General features: G+C 59.2%; 19 protein-coding genes and 2 pseudogenes. 11 read left to right on the forward strand and 10 right to left on the reverse strand.

The features are described 5' to 3' along the window. Window positions 1-14: 14 nt before the first annotated feature. Together LVW35_RS06790 and LVW35_RS06795 are read right to left on the reverse strand one after the other, a co-directional pair. Complete coding sequence (locus tag LVW35_RS06790) at window positions 15-887, reverse strand: dihydrodipicolinate synthase family protein (RefSeq protein WP_233894392.1); 873 nt, start codon at window positions 885-887, stop codon at window positions 15-17. 27 nt (window positions 888-914) lie between these two features. After that, on the reverse strand, window positions 915-1,697 hold the full coding sequence (locus LVW35_RS06795) for an aldolase (protein WP_233894393.1): 783 nt from the start codon (window positions 1,695-1,697) through the stop codon (window positions 915-917). A gap of 105 nt (window positions 1,698-1,802) precedes the next feature. Here LVW35_RS06795 and LVW35_RS06800 point away from each other — a divergent pair, with 105 nt between their 5' ends. Then, window positions 1,803-2,330, forward strand: a complete 528-nt coding sequence (locus tag LVW35_RS06800) for a helix-turn-helix domain-containing protein (RefSeq protein WP_233894394.1) — start codon at window positions 1,803-1,805, stop codon at window positions 2,328-2,330. A 43-nt stretch (window positions 2,331-2,373) separates the two neighbouring features. On the opposite strand, the gene LVW35_RS06805 is transcribed toward LVW35_RS06800, so the two are convergent. Then, on the reverse strand, window positions 2,374-3,390 hold the full coding sequence (locus LVW35_RS06805) for a DUF4917 family protein (RefSeq protein WP_233894396.1): 1,017 nt from the start codon (window positions 3,388-3,390) through the stop codon (window positions 2,374-2,376). Between the two features lie 123 nt (window positions 3,391-3,513). On the opposite strand from LVW35_RS06805, the gene yiaY reads away from it, so the two are divergent. Then, window positions 3,514-4,662, forward strand: a complete 1,149-nt coding sequence (gene yiaY / locus LVW35_RS06810) for an L-threonine dehydrogenase (RefSeq protein WP_233894398.1) — start codon at window positions 3,514-3,516, stop codon at window positions 4,660-4,662. On the opposite strand, the gene LVW35_RS06815 is transcribed toward yiaY, so the two are convergent. Further along, window positions 4,629-5,816 (reverse strand): MFS transporter, encoded by a 1,188-nt coding sequence (locus tag LVW35_RS06815; protein WP_233894400.1) that lies wholly within the window; start codon window positions 5,814-5,816, stop codon window positions 4,629-4,631. The two genes, yiaY and LVW35_RS06815, sit on opposite strands and share 34 nt — an antisense overlap. Between LVW35_RS06815 and LVW35_RS06820 the strand changes: the two genes are divergently transcribed. The 6 genes from LVW35_RS06820 to LVW35_RS06845 all read left to right on the forward strand — a co-directional run bounded on the left by LVW35_RS06820 (window position 5,800) and on the right by LVW35_RS06845 (window position 12,003). Then, window positions 5,800-6,207: a hypothetical protein gene (locus LVW35_RS06820; RefSeq protein WP_233894401.1), complete on the forward strand. Its 408-nt coding sequence runs from the start codon at window positions 5,800-5,802 to the stop codon at window positions 6,205-6,207. The genes LVW35_RS06815 and LVW35_RS06820 overlap by 17 nt on opposite strands. Window positions 6,208-6,808: 601 nt before the next feature. Further along, window positions 6,809-7,483 (forward strand): NAD(P)H-binding protein, encoded by a 675-nt coding sequence (locus LVW35_RS06825; RefSeq protein WP_233894402.1) that lies wholly within the window; start codon window positions 6,809-6,811, stop codon window positions 7,481-7,483. Further along, complete coding sequence (locus LVW35_RS06830; RefSeq protein WP_233894403.1) at window positions 7,483-8,391, forward strand: LysR family transcriptional regulator; 909 nt, start codon at window positions 7,483-7,485, stop codon at window positions 8,389-8,391. Before LVW35_RS06825 ends, LVW35_RS06830 begins: the two co-directional genes overlap by 1 nt. An 89-nt stretch (window positions 8,392-8,480) precedes the next feature. Continuing rightward, window positions 8,481-9,674 (forward strand): CaiB/BaiF CoA transferase family protein, encoded by a 1,194-nt coding sequence (locus LVW35_RS06835; protein WP_233894404.1) that lies wholly within the window; start codon window positions 8,481-8,483, stop codon window positions 9,672-9,674. Further along, window positions 9,671-10,612 (forward strand): hydroxymethylglutaryl-CoA lyase, encoded by a 942-nt coding sequence (locus LVW35_RS06840; RefSeq protein ID WP_233894405.1) that lies wholly within the window; start codon window positions 9,671-9,673, stop codon window positions 10,610-10,612. The genes LVW35_RS06835 and LVW35_RS06840 overlap by 4 nt, the downstream gene beginning before the upstream one ends. Before the next feature lie 59 nt (window positions 10,613-10,671). Further along, window positions 10,672-12,003 carry an MFS transporter gene (locus LVW35_RS06845; protein ID WP_233894406.1) on the forward strand — a complete coding sequence of 444 codons (1,332 nt, stop codon included), beginning with the start codon at window positions 10,672-10,674 and terminating at the stop codon, window positions 12,001-12,003. 47 nt (window positions 12,004-12,050) lie between these two features. On the opposite strand, the pseudogene LVW35_RS06850 reads toward LVW35_RS06845, so the two are convergent. Then, window positions 12,051-12,146, reverse strand: a pseudogene (locus tag LVW35_RS06850) (type II toxin-antitoxin system RelE/ParE family toxin); the annotation flags it as partial. After that, window positions 12,136-12,377, reverse strand: a pseudogene (locus LVW35_RS06855) (CopG family ribbon-helix-helix protein). The pseudogenes LVW35_RS06850 and LVW35_RS06855, both read right to left, overlap by 11 nt. A gap of 103 nt (window positions 12,378-12,480) precedes the next feature. Between LVW35_RS06855 and fos the strand changes: the two are divergent. From fos to LVW35_RS06870, 3 genes are all read left to right on the forward strand, one after another. After that, a complete protein-coding gene (fos, locus tag LVW35_RS06860) occupies window positions 12,481-12,891 on the forward strand; it encodes a fosfomycin resistance glutathione transferase (RefSeq protein WP_233894408.1) in 411 nt (136 codons plus the stop codon). 53 nt (window positions 12,892-12,944) lie between these two features. Then, window positions 12,945-13,586, forward strand: a complete 642-nt coding sequence (locus tag LVW35_RS06865) for a LysE family translocator (RefSeq protein ID WP_233894409.1) — start codon at window positions 12,945-12,947, stop codon at window positions 13,584-13,586. A 119-nt stretch (window positions 13,587-13,705) separates the two neighbouring features. After that, window positions 13,706-14,233: a DUF4142 domain-containing protein gene (locus LVW35_RS06870; RefSeq protein WP_233894410.1), complete on the forward strand. Its 528-nt coding sequence runs from the start codon at window positions 13,706-13,708 to the stop codon at window positions 14,231-14,233. A 54-nt stretch (window positions 14,234-14,287) separates the two neighbouring features. Here the strand turns inward: LVW35_RS06870 and LVW35_RS06875 are convergent, their stop codons facing one another. From LVW35_RS06875 to LVW35_RS06890, 4 genes are all read right to left on the reverse strand, one after another. After that, entirely contained in the window at window positions 14,288-14,713 is a 426-nt protein-coding gene (locus LVW35_RS06875; RefSeq protein WP_233894411.1) for a low affinity iron permease family protein, read from the reverse strand. A gap of 82 nt (window positions 14,714-14,795) precedes the next feature. Then, complete coding sequence (locus LVW35_RS06880) at window positions 14,796-15,296, reverse strand: methylated-DNA--[protein]-cysteine S-methyltransferase (protein ID WP_233894412.1); 501 nt, start codon at window positions 15,294-15,296, stop codon at window positions 14,796-14,798. Between the two features lie 79 nt (window positions 15,297-15,375). Further along, window positions 15,376-15,696 (reverse strand): hypothetical protein, encoded by a 321-nt coding sequence (locus LVW35_RS06885; RefSeq protein WP_233894413.1) that lies wholly within the window; start codon window positions 15,694-15,696, stop codon window positions 15,376-15,378. 32 nt (window positions 15,697-15,728) lie between these two features. Beyond that, window positions 15,729-16,646, reverse strand: coding sequence for a LysR family transcriptional regulator (locus LVW35_RS06890; RefSeq protein ID WP_233894414.1), 918 nt, complete (start codon window positions 16,644-16,646; stop codon window positions 15,729-15,731). Between the last annotated feature and the right edge of the window lie 66 nt (window positions 16,647-16,712).

Raw genomic sequence — 16,712 nt, forward strand, 5'->3', positions numbered from 1 at the left:
AGGGGGATCGTGGGTTAGCGCAGTAATGTTTTCAGTTGTTCGATTCCCACTTCGCCCAGCGGGAAAACCGGCAACCGAGGATCACCCGCTTCCAGCCCCGTCAAACGCAACCCCGCCTTGATCGTCGCCGGCAACCCACCTTTGAGAATGAACTCCAGCAACGGCAACTGGTGATAAAACAGTTCCCGCGCCTTGATCAAGTCATTGGCCAATATTGCCTCATACAAATCCAGGTTGAGCTGTGGAATCAGGTTCGGCGCTGCCGTGCACCAACCCTTGGCGCCCGCCGCGAAAGCTTCCAGCGCCAGTGGGTTACAACCGTTGTAGAACGGCACGTCGCTGTGGCGATGCAGCTGGTGCATGCGCTGGATGTCCCCGGTGCTTTCCTTGACCATGGTCACGTTGGCGACCTGCTTGATGATGCGCAGGATCAGGTTCACCGACATGTCCGTGCCACTGGTAGCCGGATTGTTGTAGAGCATGATCGGCACGCCAATGCTATCGCCGATCGCGGCGTAGTGAGCGATGATTTCCGCTTCGCTGAGTTTCCAGTAGGACGTCGGCAGCACCATCACCCCATCGGCGCCATTGGCCTCGGCGTAGCGGGCGCGGCGTACGGCTTTGGCGGTGGTGAGGTCGGACACGCTGACGATGGTCGGTACGCGACGGGCGATCTTGGCCAGGCTGTAGGCGCTGACTTCATCCCACTCGGCGTCGCTCAAATAGGCGCCTTCACCGGTGCTGCCCAATGGCGCGATGGCATGCACGCCACCGTCGATCAGGCGGTCGATGGAGCGGCCCAGGGCGTCGAGGTCAATGCGTTGGCCGTCGGCGCTGAACGGGGTGATGGTGTAGCCGATGATGCCGTGAATGTTCGGGTTGGGCATGGAAAGTCTCCGGTCTAAAAGGGCAGGTCAGTTCAGGCAATCGGCGTGTTGACGCAGGTTCTGCCGGGCGTAGTAATTGAACGCGGCGCCATGGCGCTTGGGCCGGGAGATCCAGTCATGGGCTTCGCGCCCCAACTCCGGCAGGATCGGCTTGATGGTGCCGGCCGCCATCGCCAGCAACTGCAACTTGGCTGCGCGTTCGATCAACTGTGCGATCACGCAGGCTTCCTCGATGCTCGCCCCGGTGGACAACTGACCGTGGTGCGAAAGCAGGATCGCGCGTTTTTCACCCAATGCCGTGGTAATGATTTCCCCTTCTTCATTGCCTACCGGTACACCCGGCCAAGCCTCCAGGAAGGCGCAGTCTTCGTACAGCGGGCACAGGTCCATATGGGACACCTGCAGCGGCACTTCCAGCATCGATAGTGCAGCGATGTGGGTGGGGTGGGTGTGGATGATGCAGTTCACATCCGGTCGTCCCCGGTATACCCAGCTGTGAAAACGGTTGGCCGGGTTCGGGATGCCGTGGCCTTCCAGTACTTCAAGATCCTCGTTCACCAGCAAGAGGTTGCTGGCGGTGATTTCATCAAAACCCAGGCCCAATTGCTGCGTGTAATAGGTGCCTGGTTCCGGTCCGCGCGCAGTGATCTGCCCGGCCAGGCCGGAGTCGTGGCCGTTCTCGAACAGGATGCGACACGTGAGCGCCAGCTTTTGCCGGTCGGTCCACGTATTATCCGCCAGGGTGTTTTGCATCTGGACCAGTGCTTGCTTGACCAGTTGGTCTTTCGGGAGTGCTAATGTCTTGGCCATATCGGGTGCCCTCGGTGGCTGCAAATGACACTAATGATGCTATATGACACTTTGTGTCATTGGCAAGCACGACTCATCGCTTACTGCATGGATTAATCGCAGCGCATGTCTATCCGTTTGAAATTATTGAGAAAAAAACTTGGCGTTACCTTGGAGGACCTGGCTGAAAAGTCCGGGATGACCAAGAGTTACCTGTCCAAGGTGGAGCGCGGGCTCAACACGCCGTCGATTGCTGCTGCGTTGAAACTGGCCAAGGCGCTGAATGTGAAGGTCGAAGAGTTGTTCAGCGAAGACAGCGTCAGCCTCGACAGCTACAGCCTGGTGCGCAGCCACGAGCGGCCGGATACGTCACCGGGTTATGCGGTGTTGGCCCACCAAGTCAGCGAGCGCAGCCTGCTGCCGTTCATCATCTACCCGCCAGCGGAGTTCACCGACAAGACCTTCAAGGAGCACTTGGGGGAGGAGTTTCTATTCGTGCATGAAGGCCAGGTGGAAGTGGACTTCATGAATGAGCGGGTGATCCTGGAGCGCGGCGATGCCCTGCACTTCAATGCACAGAAGCCCCACCGGTTACGCTCGGTGGGGCCGGTGCAGGCACAGTTATTGGTGGTGGTGCACAGCGCGCAAGAATGACCACGATGCAGGATTGAAATAGGGGCCCGCTCCCACATGTAGATCAGTGTTCGACAGGGACGGACAATGCGGGGTTGCCCAGTGGATGCGTGCGCGCCGCAAAGAACTTCAGTGCCACGCCTGTCCCATCGAACAACTCCGAATACCGGCGCTTCTGCTGGCGAATAAACCCATCACTGCGCCCTGAAACCGAGATCGCCAGCGTCGTCAACTTGGCCTGGCGAATCGCGTCCACCAGGTGTTTATCCTGCGGGCCCAACTCGTGCCCGAAGATACACAGCGCACCTTCGTGGCTCAGCAACTGCTCATAGCAGAACGACAAGTAATCCGAACTGCGGATGGTCTTGAGCTTCTCCTCAACCTTGCCCTCGCTGACAAACAGCGGCACATCATCGAGGGTCTTGATGGTGTTGTTGATCGCAAAACTGCTGAGTAGGGTACTGTCAGTGGTCGGCAATTTGCGTGCGGTACCATCCAGGTTGCGCACCAGGTGCAAGCCGCCGTGCAGGTAGAGAATGCGCGTGGACTCAGTACGAGTATTGCGCAGGTCAAAGCTGGCATCGACGCTGTGGAACAGGTCGTCGATGCCCGGTGTGTGCACAATGGCCCAGTAGTTGAGCAGGTCGTAGTTGCTGGTGAACACGGTGGCGTAATTCTTCAGCTCATCGTTGATCGTCGCCAGCGTCGACGGCTGCACCAGACGCCACGGGATATGTACCGCGTGGATGGTATTGATCAAGGCTTCCTTGATCGCGTAATAGCGATTACGCGGCGCCGCCGAGCTGACCGCCAGGGCCTTGTTGACCCGGCTGGTGGTCTTCAACGCGCCCAGGGCCTGCTCGAAGCTGCGGGTGTGCAGCGCGTCGAACACGCTGAGTTCAGATTGGCTCAGGGGTTTTTCTTCGACGGTGCGTGCGTTTTCGAACAGCGAGTCGTAGGCAAAGTCTTCCCAAATGGCACGGCTGGCGCCGTTGCCGATCAGAATCCCGCTGAAGTCGGTGCTGCTGCGCAGGGCGCTCCAGTCTTCAAGGTGGGCGTCAATATTCTGGAAATCCTTCATTGCGGCGGGTCTACTCGAAATCGGCTGGTAGGCGACTTTATCACGGGTCGGCGTTGATCCTGATCAAGATGCGGAGGGTGGCGCAGGTTGATGCTGTAGGCATAAAGCCTCTGAGGATTGACCATGAGCAGCACCTTTTTCATCCCCGCCGTCAACATCATGGGCATCGACTGCCTCGACGAAGCCATGACCGCCATCCGCAACTATGGTTTTCACAAGGCGCTGATCGTCACCGACGCCGGCCTGGCCAAGGCGGGCATCGCGGCCATGATCGCAGAGAAACTGGCGATGCAGGACATCGACTCGGTGGTCTACGACGGCGCCAAGCCCAACCCCACGGTGGAAAACGTCGAGAAAGGCCTGGCTCTGTTGCAGGACAGCGCCTGCGATTTCGTGGTGTCCCTGGGCGGTGGATCGCCCCATGACTGCGCCAAGGGCATTGCCCTGTGCGCCACCAACGGCGGGCAAATCGGCGACTACGAAGGCGTCGACCAATCGAGCAAACCACAACTGCCGCTGGTGGCCATCAACACCACCGCCGGCACCGCCAGCGAGATGACCCGCTTCTGCATCATCACCGACGAAAGCCGCCATGTGAAAATGGCCATTGTCGATCGCAACGTCACGCCACTGCTGTCGGTCAACGACCCGGCGCTGATGGTCGGCATGCCCAAGGGCCTCACCGCCGCCACTGGTATGGACGCGCTGACCCATGCCATCGAAGCCTACGTGTCCACCGCCGCCAACCCGATCACCGACGCCTGCGCGATCAAGGCCATCGAACTGATCAGCGCCAACCTGCGCCTGGCGGTACGCGATGGCAGCGACACGGCCGCGCGGGAAAATATGGCCTATGCACAATTCCTAGCCGGCATGGCGTTCAACAATGCGTCCCTGGGTTTCGTGCACGCCATGGCACACCAGTTGGGCGGTTTCTACGACCTGCCCCACGGCGTGTGCAACGCGGTATTGTTGCCCCACGTACAAAGCTTCAACGCCAGTGTCAGCGCCAAACGCCTGAGCGACGTGGGCCGTGCGCTGGGCGCCGATATCAAGGGCGTCACCGACGAAGAGGGTGCTCAGGCCGCCATCGCAGCGATTCGCAGCCTGGCCCATGATGTTGAGATTCCGGCCGGATTGCGCGAGTTGGGTGCCAAGTTGCAGGACATTCCTCTGTTGGCGTCCAATGCGCTGAAGGATGCATGTGGTCTGACCAACCCTCGGCGGGCGGATCAGCGTCAGATCGAGGAGATCTTTCGCAGCGCGTTTTGATCCGCGTGGCAGCGGGCGACGCACACGCCTGCGGCGCCCGCCAACACCAAGCATAGAACTGCCAACGGCCACGCCTGCTGACTCACCAGCAGGCTTGCCACACCGCCGATCAACGCGGCCATCAGCTGATGCATGAATCCGCTCAAGGCCATGGCGTAGGACCCGCTCACTGGCGCTTCATCATTGGCCACGGACAGGCTGATCGGATAACTCATCGATTGCCCGAACACCGCCAGGCAATAAGGCATCCACAGCAAGATGGCGAGCCCGCTGGCGAACAGACTGCCGTGCAGCATCATCGCCGTTCCCACCAATACCAGGCCGACGCCCCAGCCCATCATTCGTAACCGACCCGCGTGTGCAACGAAGCGATTGACCATCAACGCCCCCGCGAGATACGCCGCGCTGATCGGCCAGCCCAGCCAACCATATTGCGCCGCGCTCCACTCGAAACGGCCCTGCAGGATCAGCGGCGCGCAAGTGTTGAACGCGATGATCACCCCATAACCCAGACCACCGGCCAAAGCGGCGTGCAGAAACGGCGGGTGCCGCACGATCGTGGCGTAGATGCGCCAGGCGCGGACCTGCGAGTCGACTTTCACCAGCGTAGGGAACGTCACCCTTTGCAACACCAGCATCAACCCAACTGCGCCAATCGCCAACCCATAGAAGATCGCCTCCCAGCCGAAAACTACCTGTAACAGCGAACCAGCGAATTGCCCGATACCCAAGGCGACCACGAAGGTCATGCCCAGCCACGACAAACCTTTCGCCAACAGCGCACTCCTGAAACTGTCGCGCACCAACACCCGCGCCATCACGGAAACGCCGCCCGCGCCCAAGCCTTGAATCAGCCGCAATGACAGAAAGGTTTCAACGTTGAACGCCAGAGGGATTGCTGCACTGGCCAGCGCATACACGGCGAGTGCAGCCAGCAGAACGGGCTTGCGCCCAAAACGCTCACCCAGGCTGCCCCACAGCAGCATCGGCAAAGCCATGCCGACCAAGTAGATCGCCAGAGCCAAGGCGACATGGTCTTCGGCGGCGGGGAGGGCGCGCGCAATGGCTGGTACGGCTGGCAGGTAACTGCTGATGCCAACCTGGGCGAGGAAGGCGGCACTGCAGGCTATGACAAGAGTGGTCGTATTTTTCAAGAAAAGGGATCCGCCAGCGCGAGTTCCGAACAAATCATCGAAAGTCGAGTTATATAAACCGTGTCGTTTCAAACTCTTGATTTTTGGAAAGTCTGCAACTCAATGGCAGCATTGGTTTTCTTCTATCAGACTCATGAGCCTTGAGCAAAATGAAAGTACTGTTTCATGGGACATGTCTGCTCGCAGCGTTATACGAATTGCCGCCTTTCCTATGGGCACAACAGGAAAAAATACGGCTGAAGTGAAGAAGCCACTGTCGGCGAGTTGTGCTGCGATCGTGTTCGCTTTTTCCGCCTCTTCGCAGGGCACCAAACGGATTGCAGTGCTCGTGCCGTACTGCTCAGTTGCGATTAGTCTGTCAAATAACTGGATGTTTGCATCGGTTTTTTGAGTTTGCAACTCGAAGGGTCTTGGCCTTAAGTATTCCTTCAATGGCGCCATCCAATATTTGCTGGTTGTAATCAAGGCCAAGATATGAGGTGGTGCAAAAGTGTTGAAGTTGGCGGCCGTATTGATCGATAAGGAAGTTGGTGCTTTTAATAGTTACATTAAGTTCGCAAATTAGTCGTTCTTTGGCCGATTCCCAGTCTTCGTTAGAGGTTTGGATGGTTTTTTTATAGTTTGAGAATCTATTGGTCGACCTTGGGGTTTCCATTTTTCTGTCCTTGACGATGGAGAGCAAGAACATTAATGGGAATATTTTTGAAAGTTAAGTCAGATCTTTCCTGTAGGGATGACACTCGGCGGATATTTTTTTTGTGTGAAACTTCCTGCGAGATTCAACTGAGAGTTGTCGGCCTTGCCGACTTCGCAATGAGATCAAGGCGCTTTTATCGTGGGATTTCGAGCTGCAACCAAGGGCGTTGTGTAATTCATTGAGGTCGCCTTTCATTATATTGAGTAAGGTAGTAGCGCAGGGACCTAATGTGACGACAGCCCCCCAAGGCCAGTCTCTCAAGTAGTCAAAACCAGCGGGATGAAGGGAGTAGTTGATGAGAGTTCTGTTATTCGGTGCCACCGGCATGGTCGGCCAGGGCGTGCTGCGTGAGTGCCTGCTGGCTGCCGACGTGCAGGAAGTCGTCGCAGTCGGCCGCACGCCCCTGACCCAGGAACACGGCAAGCTGCACCAGGTGTTGCACAGCGACATGCTGGATTTCCAGCCGCTGGAAAACCTGCTGCAAGGCTTCGATGCGTGTTTCTTCTGCCTTGGCGTCTCGTCGGCTGGGATGAATGAAGCCAAGTACACGCACCTCACTTATGATCTCACTCTGGTCGCCGCCAGCACCTTGGCGCGGCTCAATCCACAGATGACATTCATCTATGTGTCCGGCGCGGGCACCGACAGTTCCGAAGCGGGCAAGTCGATGTGGGCGCGGGTCAAGGGCAAGACCGAGAACGCGTTGCTGCGCCTGCCGTTCAAGGCGGTGTATCTGTTTCGGCCGGGTGTGATTCAGCCATTGCATGGCGTGCGTTCGAAGACGCCGTTGTACCAGTCCTTCTACTCTGTGCTTGGGCCGTTATTGTCGTGTGTGCGACGGCTGAAACCGGGCTGGGTAGTGAGTACCGAGACGGTGGGCCGAGCGATGTTGCAGGCGGCCAGCCACGGTGCGCCGCGGCCGGTGGTGGAGCAGGGCGAGATCAATCGATTGGCCAGCGAGCGTCGCTGATGTTGCACAAGAGCCTGGTGCGTCGGCTGGACCTGATCACGCTGCAGTTGTTTGTTGCGGTGTTTGAGGAAGGCACGCTGACCCGTGCCGCCAACCGCGAAGCCATTGCCGTGTCGGCCGCCAGCAAGCGTTTGATGGAGCTGGAGCAGGTGTTGGGCGTCAGCCTGTTCGTGCGGCGAGCCAAGGGCATGGACCTGACGGCCGCTGGCGAAACCCTGTTGCACCATGCGCGGCAGATGTTGTTCAACGTCGAGAAAATGGGCCTGGAGCTGGGCGAACACAGCCACGGTGTGCGTGGCTATGTGCGGATGCTGGCCAACCTGTCGGCAATCATTCAGTTTCTTCCGGAAGACCTGCGGGATTTTTCCGAGCTGCACCCTGAAGTGAAAACCGACCTGGAAGAGCGTCCCAGCAATGGCGTGGTGCAAGGCGTACTGGATGGTGTGGCGGACCTGGGCATCTGCTCCAGTGACACCGACACCAAAGGCCTGCCCAGCGTGACCTATCGCCACGACAAACTGGTGGTGCTGATGCCGGCGGATCATCCGCTGGCAGTGCGTGAAACCCTGGCCTTCAGCGAAACCCTGGGCAGCGACTACGTCGGCCTGCACGCCGCCAGTTCCATCAACATGCGCACCCACGCCGCCGCGCGCGAGGCGGGCAAGGTGCTGCGCCTGCGCATTCATGTGCCGGGGTTTGATGCGATGTGCCGGATGGTCCAGGCCAATATGGGCATTGGAATCCTGCCGCAGAAGGCTTATGAACTATTTGGCCGCGCATTGGGTTTGCATGCCGTGCCACTGATAGATACATGGTCGGATCGCAGCCTGATCCTGGTCGTGCGCGATGAAACACAGCTGTCACCGGTTAGTCGGTTGCTGTTTGATCACCTAAGCGTTCGCGTTTAACGAACGCTCCTTGCCAACTGACGGTTGGATTTCCCCTGCACCTGCCCTCTAGTCTTGGCATCACATTCCAAGAACAAGAGGTACACCCCATGACGGCTCCCCTGAGCGGTATCAAGGTGATTGAGATCGGCACCCTGATTGCAGCGCCGTTCGCCGCCCGGCTGATGGCCGAGTTTGGCGCGGAGGTGATCAAGATCGAAGCCATGGGCCAGGGCGATCCGCTTCGCAAATGGCGAAAGCTGCACGAAGGCACGTCGTTGTGGTGGTACCTGCAATCGCGCAACAAGAAGTCCCTGGCGCTGGATCTCAAGTCGCCGCAAGGGCTGGACCTGATCAAGCAACTGCTCGGCGACGCCGACGTGCTCATTGAAAACCTGCGCCCCGGCGGCCTGGAAAAAATCGGTCTCGGCTGGGACGTGCTGCACGCTCTCAACCCCAAGCTGACCCTGGTGCGTATCTCTGGCTATGGCCAGACTGGTCCCTATCGCGACCGCCCGGGCTTCGGTGCCATCGGCGAGGCCATGGGTGGCATCCGCTACACCACCGGCAACCCGGACTCACCACCTGCACGGGTTGGCGTGAGCCTGGGCGATTCTCTTGCTTCGTTGCACGGCGTGATCGGCGCGTTGATGTCGCTGCTGCGAGTCAAGACGGGACAGGGTGATGGGCAAGTTGTAGATGTGTCGCTGGCGGAAAGCGTGTTCAACCTGATGGAAAGCCTGGTGCCCGAATACGACATGCTTGGGCATGTGCGCGAACGCAGCGGCGGCGCCTTGCCGGGTATTGCACCGTCCAACACCTACCTGACCGCCGATGGCGCCTATGTGGTGATCGCCGGCAACAGCGACCCGATCTACAAGCGCCTGATGCACACCATCGGCCGCGCCGACCTGGCCGAAGAGCCCGAGTTTGCCCACAACGATGGGCGCGCCGCCAAAAGCGGTTTGCTCGACGCCGCGATCACCCACTGGACCAGCAGTCTGCCTATCGAGGAGGTGCTTAGCGCCTTGGAAGCTGCCGAAGTGCCGGCGGGGCGAATCTACTCCGTGGCCGATATCGTCAGTGACCCGCACTACCAGGCACGTGACATGCTGCTCAATGCCGAGTTGCCCGGCGGTGTGTCGGTGAAGATGCCGGGCATCGTGCCCAAGCTCTCGGAAACGCCTGGCGGCGTGAATTGGCAGGGCCCGACGCTCGGTCAGCACACCGACGATATTCTCGGCAGCCTTGGCCTTACAGTTGCTGATATCCAACGCCTGAAAACCTCGGGAGTGGTGCAATGATCACCGATTATTCCGACGCGCTGGTCGTGCAGGAAGTGTCCCCGCGCGATGGCTTGCAAATCGAACCGACCTGGGTTGAGACGGCCGACAAAATCGCCTTGATCGATCAGCTTTCTCTAGCCGGGTTTTCGCGCATCGAGGCCGGTTCATTTGTCTCGCCCAAAGCCATTCCTGCCTTGCGTGATGGCGAGCAAGTGTTCCAAGGCATCGAACGTAAAGCGGGTGTGATTTACGTAGCGCTGATCCCCAACCTCAAAGGCGCGCAGCGCGCCATCGAGTCCCGCGCCGATGAATTGAACCTGGTGATGTCCGCCAGCCAGACCCACAATCTGGCCAATATGCGTATGCGTTGCGAGGCATCATTGGCGGCGTTTGACGATATCACACGCTTTGCCGCCGACCACCCGGTGAAGCTCAACGGCAGTATCGCCACCACCTTCGGTTGCCCGTTTGAAGGCAAGATCGATGAAGACCGCGTGCTGCAGATTGTCGAGGCATATCAGGCACTGGGCATCCAGGGCATCAGCCTGGCCGACACCACGGGCATGGCCAATCCGCGTCAAGTAGAGCGCCTGGTCAGACGCGTACTGGAGCGCGTATCCGCCAACGATCTGACCCTGCACTTCCATAACACCCGCGGTTTGGGGTTGTGCAATGTGCTGGCCGCTTATGAGGCCGGCGCCCGTCGTTTTGACGCGGCGCTCGGTGGCTTGGGCGGTTGCCCGTTTGCACCGGGGGCGTCGGGCAATATCTGCACCGAAGATTTGGTCAACCTGTGCGAAGAGGTCGGGATTCCCACCGGCATCGACCTGCCGCATTTGTTGCAGATGTCCCGCCGCTTGCCGGCGCTGTTAGGCCACGAACTGCCCGGCCAGGTGGCCAAGGCCGGGCGCAATGGCGACCTGCATCCGCCGCCGGCCTATATCGCCACGCTGTAGCACCGTACCAGACAACAAAAACAATCGGGCGCCTGTGAGCAGCCCGCTGGAGAGAAACCATGAGCACTAATACGTTGGAGGTCGGCGCGCGCCCGGCCGCTGAAATCGATGCCGAAAAAGCCCTGGTCAGCAAGGTCGCCTGGCGCCTGATGCCGCTGATCATGGTGTGCTACCTGTTCGCGTTTTTTGACCGCATCAACATCAGCTTCGCCAAGTTCCAACTGCAGGCGGACCTGAGCCTGAGCGACACCGCTTATGGCCTGGGTGCCGGGTTGTTTGTGGTGGGGTATGTGATATTCGAAGTGCCGAGCAACATGATGTTGTACAAGGTCGGCGCGCGGCGGTGGATTGCGCGGATCATGATGTCATGGGGCCTGGCGACGGCGGCCATGGTGTTTGTCACCGCCGAATGGCAGTTCTATGGGCTGCGCTTCATCATCGGTGCGATGGAGGCTGGCTTTGCCCCTGGCGTGCTGTATTACCTGACGCTGTGGTTCCCGCAGCATTTCCGTGGGCGCATCACGTCGATGCTGTTCCTGGCGTCGGCCTTTGCCGGTCTGGTGGGCGCGCCGTTTTCCGGGTTGGTGCTGGAACACCTCGACGGTGTCTTGCAGATGCGCGGCTGGCATTGGCTTTTCCTGCTCGGCGGTTTGCCGTGTATTGGTCTGGGCTTTCTGGTGCTGACGTTGCTCAAAGACCGTATCGAAGACGCCCATTGGCTGACGGCGGCGGAGAAAACGTTGTTGTCGAGCCGCATCGCCAAGCATGAACCTAACCAGCACGGTGGGTCGCTGCTGTCGGCAATCCGTATTCCTGGGTTCCTGATGCTTGGCTTTATCTACTTCCTGATTCAGGTGGCGTCCTACGGGCTCAACTTCTGGGCGCCACAACTGATCCGCAGTGCCGGCACCCAGAGCCCGGTGATGATCGGCCTGCTCACAGCGATTCCTTATGTGTGTGGCGCCATCAGCATGGTGGTGATCGGGCGGCTGTCGGACGCCACGGGTGAACGGCGCAAGTTTGTCTGCGGCCTGGTGGTGCTCGGGGCGGTGGGCTTCTTCAGTGCTGGCATTTTTGCCGACCACACCACCTTCCTGATCATCGCCCTGGGCATGTTGGGCGCGGGCATCATCGCCTCGATCCCGACCTTCTGGACCCTGCCGCCCAAGTTGCTGGCCGGTGCCGGTGCTGGCGCGGCGGGTGGTATTGCGGTGATCAATACCCTCGGTCAGTTCGGTGGCATCGTCAGCCCGGTGATGGTCGGGCGGATCAAGGACCTCACTGGCAGCACCACGCCGGCGCTGTATGTGATCGGGGTGTGCGCATTGTTGGCGGCGGCGTTGCTGTTGTGGGGCTTGCCGCAAAAATTGCGCACCCTCGATAAGGGCTGATCAGCCTGCGGTTGCCAACGCGCGGGCCCGAGTGGCGCTGAACTGAGGACAAATTCGTGTGCAGCTTTTGGATTTTCTTCGGCAATATAAGCGGCTTCATCGTCAAGGTTCCTGAGGGCTGCCTTCAGCCACTCAGCCTGCACGCGTGCGCCATTTGTCAGCGACAGCTTTTACCTCGGCAGCGGTAGCGAAATCACCCGCATCCGCTTCTTTCAGTGCTTTTTTTGAATTTCCTCAATCTGCCAGGCTTCGCGCGTGAGGTATTCGCGTAATGCGTCAACCGCCAGAAAGGATTTGCTGCGCCCGGTGGCCTTGGCGAGACTGGCAAGCGTATCAGCGACATCTTCCGGCATACGTAGGGACATGACAGACATGACGACCTCGTTGTAGTGACATGTAGTGCAACATACTACATTGTCACCGCGTCCCTGGTTTCCCCCGTTCGTCTGGGGCGCTCTGATTGTGAAAGGAGTATCAATGCTCACCGGTTTCAACCACCTGACCCTGGCCGTCACCGACTTGCCGCGCAGCATCCACTTCTACCATGAGCAGCTGCAACTTCACCTCGACGCTACCTGGGATGCCGGCGCCTATCTCTCGCTGCCGGGGCTCTGGTTATGTTTATCGCTCGATCCACTGCGTGGCTCGAAGCCGGCGGCTGATTACACGCATTACGCATTTACAGTGGCTGGGACTGATTTCATCGAGTTTGTAGAGCGTCTGCGAGCGGCAAAAGTAGAAGAGTGGCGCGACAACCGCAGTGAGGGTGCCTCGTTCTATTTTCTCGACCCCGATGGGCACAAGCTCGAAGCCCATGTCGGCGACCTGGACTCGCGGCTGCAAGCCTGTCGCGCCAAGCCCTATGCGGGAATGAAGTTTTACCCCTAGTGCGGGAACGTGCAGAATCCCTCCACCTCCAACCCTCAGTTTGAGTTGCGCCCATGACCCCATCCTTGCTGCTCGCCGTCCTCGCTTCGGGTTTCATCTACGGTATTACACCCGGCCCGGGCGTACTGGCCGTGTTTGGCATCGGCGCCGCCCGTGGTCGCCGTGCGGGAGCGGGTTTCTTGTGCGGGCATCTGCTGGGGGATGTGGTGTGGTGCTCCACTGCACTGGTCGCCATCGTTGGCGCGCGGGAAGTGGGCAGCAGCGCCTTTGATGTGCTCGGCGTGCTCAGTGGCCTGTACCTGTTTTGGCTGGGCTGGCGCGCGATTCGTACCCAGCGTCGCAGCAGCGATGCGCCTCAGGGCGCGGCGCGGCATCCATTCTGGCACGGCATTCTGTTTGGCCTGACCAACCCCAAGGCGTACCCGGTCGCCGTGGCAACCTTTACGGCATTGTTGTCCAGTCGTGCCGAGTTGCTGACCTGGTCGATGCTGCCGTCTCTGATCCTCCTGAGCTTCGTCGGCGGCCTGCTGGCCTACGCAATTCTGATCGGGGTGGTGGGCGCCCAGCGGGTGCGCACGGTGTATCAGCGCCATGAAATCCTGATCACCAGACTCTGCGGCGTGATGTTTATCGGTTTCGCCATCAACGCGCTGGCGCACGCATTGCCTGGCTTGTTTGGCAGCAAATCCGCCTGATTTGATGATGACCGTTCGTCGCACTGGCGAGTTTTTTCTAAACCTTTGCCGCCCTGAAAATTCGAATTGAGGGCGGAGTGTGTTCTCCCGCCCTTATTTTTACCCTGGAGGAACCCATCATGAGCCGCATGGCTATCCGGTTACGCACCGCCAGTTTCGCGATGCTGCTGGGCCTCGGCGCCAGCAATGCTTTCGCCCAGTCGCCTGCTGAATTCATCGAGCAGGCTTCGGCTAAAGGTATGGCCGATATCGAAACCAGTCGCATGGCCCACGCCAAGACCTCGTCCCAGGAAATCAAGGACTACACCATTGAGGTGATCAACGAGCGAACCCTGGCCAATCAGCACCTGGCGGCCATCGCCAAGAAGCTCGACTTGCCGGTAGCACCACGCGAGAAAATCGTTGATAAGGCAGAAACCCTGATGCCTGAACTCAAGGATGGCGATTCATTCGATGCGGCCTACACCGCGCAGCAAGTGAAGGAAAACGAGGACGCCATTGCGCTGTTCAAACGCGAAGGTGCGGCCTCGGATGTGCCGGAAATAAAAGCGTTGGTGGATGAGACGCTGCCCAAGTTGGAAGAGCGTCTGCAGAAGGCCCGTGCATTGGCATCGAACTATGCCAAAGGCCATCAAGGCGACGGTTGATTGCTTCATTTGAAATGAACAGCGGCGGTTGGATGCCCTCCAACCGCCGTTTTTTTACGCCTGGTTCAAATCGGTTTTGGTCGGCGCCGCATCGTCGGCAGCCTGGCCACAGCTGCTGTTCAAACTGACGGTCCCCGTGTTGCCGAGGCTGCGGTATTCCTGGCGCAGTTTTTCCAGTTCTTTGCGGTCCAGGCCATCCAGGCTGAGCACAGCATTTTGGGCGTCCTTGGACACACGCAGCAGTTCATCGATCTTGATGTGCAAGATGTCGTTGTCGCGGTTCTGCGTGTTCTGGATCAGGAACACCATCAGGAAGGTGATGATGGTGGTCGAGGTGTTGATGATCAGTTGCCAGGTGTCGTTGTAATGGAAATACGGCCCGCTCAGGCTCCACGCCAGGATCAACGCCACCGCCGCGTAGAACGTGCGTGGGCTGCCGGCCCAGCGGGACAGGGATTGGGAGACTGCGGAGAATTTCATGACCGTTTTCCTTGGAAGGGGGTGATGAAGTAATGGACCGCAGGGATTCTTTGAAATTTCTTTTTACATTTGATTTGCGTTGTTAGAACGTCAGTTCGACCTGGCCAGTACCTTCCAAAGCCAGCAAATACTGCTTGGCTTGCAATCCACCTGCAAAGCCGGTCAGTCCGCCCGATGCGCCGATCACCCGATGGCACGGCGCAATGATCGAGATGGGGTTGCGCCCGTTGGCCGCGCCCACCGCGCGCACGGCTTTCGGGTTGCCGATCTGCTGGGCGATCTGGCTGTAGCTGCGGGTTTCGCCAAAGGGAATGGTCAGCAAGGCCTGCCAGACTTGTTTCTGGAAGTCAGTGCCGGCGAAGTCCAGTTCCAGATCGAATTGGTTGCGAGTACCGGCGAAGTACTCCTGCAACTGACGTTCGGTTTCCCGCAGCACCGGGTTTTCAGGCGCTTCATACAATTCGCCCAGGCGCACACGGTTGGCGCGCTCCGTTTCCCACAGGATGGCGCTGAGTTTGCCGTTACGCGCCACCAGGGTCAGTTGGCCGACAGGGGAGGGCATGAGCGTGTATTCGTAGGGCATGAGCGGGCTCCTGAAGGTGGGTGTGGTGGGAGTTTAGAGCGGCGAGCCTATGGGTAAACCACGTTTCTTGCGGTCAAATTCAACGCTGCCAGTAAAGCCACTCCGAGAGCGCTGGATAAGCGTATAACCACGCGATGTAACCGAGGGCCATCAACACCGAGGGGGTTGATAGCAACACCGTCGCGAGGAGATTGAGCAACGTGACCAGTACCGCCGTCACCTTCAGCCTTGTACTGGCGTACCGAACTGCGAACCAGGCGCCATAGGCTGAAGTCGCAAGGGCTAATAGCACACCCGTCCCCCCCAGCCTCATCAACGAGATCATCAGCGGCAGGATCAGTACCAGGCCGATCACCTTGTAGGTGGGGTGCCTTGAGTAGCTGGGTTTGACTATGAGCATCTGAGGCGTTCCTGAGTGAGCATTAGATGGCTTTACAATCCGTTATCCGTTTGTGGATATGCAGTCGGCATTTGCTTAATCACTGACGTAAACGCGTCCACTAACGGGCTACGCCGCTCTGGGGGGCGAATCAGTAACAACAATTGCGCACGCGCATCCACTTCCGCCAGCGGCCGGTACGTCACACCTTTATTCATCAGACTCTGCGTACATTCCGGCACCAATGCCACACCTTGCCCGGCGGCCACCAGCGCAATGATAGACGTGATCTGCCGCCCGGTCGGGCCCGGGCGTAAAGGCTGGCCATGGTGTCGGTAAAGCTGCTCGATGGACTGGTTGAGCCCCGACCCATAATCCGCCGGAAACAGGATCAACGGGTAGGTACTGAGTTGCGCCAGGTTGACGCTTGGCTGACCCGCCAATGGGCTCTCACTGGGCACGGCGGCCACCAGCCTTTCTTCGCCCAGGGACAGTGCTTGCACCGCTTCGTCTTGCGGCAACAGGCGACTCAAGCCGATATCCAGCCGCCCATCCGCCACCTGCGCGCCCAGACTGCCGGAGGAGCATTCCACCAGGGTCAACTGCACATCAGGGAAGCGCTGGGCAAATGCCTGGATCGCCTGGCTGAACAGGTCCGACAGCGCGATCGAACTCACATACCCCAACGTCAGTTGTCCTGCGGTGCCCGCCGCCAGTTTGCCGGCGATCACTTGTGCCAACTCCACCTGTTCCAGCACACCACGGGCGTAGGGCAGGAACGACCGGCCTTGCGCGGTGAGGGTGACCGTACGGCTGGTGCGATCGAACAACTTGAAGCCCAGCTCGGTTTCCAGCGCCGATATTTGCCGGGTCAGCGGTGGCTGCGCGAGGTGCAGGCGAATGGCCGCGCGGCCGAAGTGCAGTTCTTCGGCGACCGTCAGAAAGTAACGCAGCTTGCGTAGGTCGAACATCCTGGTCCTTGGGTATTGATCGGTCCGAAATCGGTATTGGTTTTAGACCTGCCGGCCATTCTATAA

Source organism: Pseudomonas sp. HN11 (assembly GCF_021390155.1).
In the GTDB taxonomy this organism is placed as follows: domain Bacteria; phylum Pseudomonadota; class Gammaproteobacteria; order Pseudomonadales; family Pseudomonadaceae; genus Aquipseudomonas.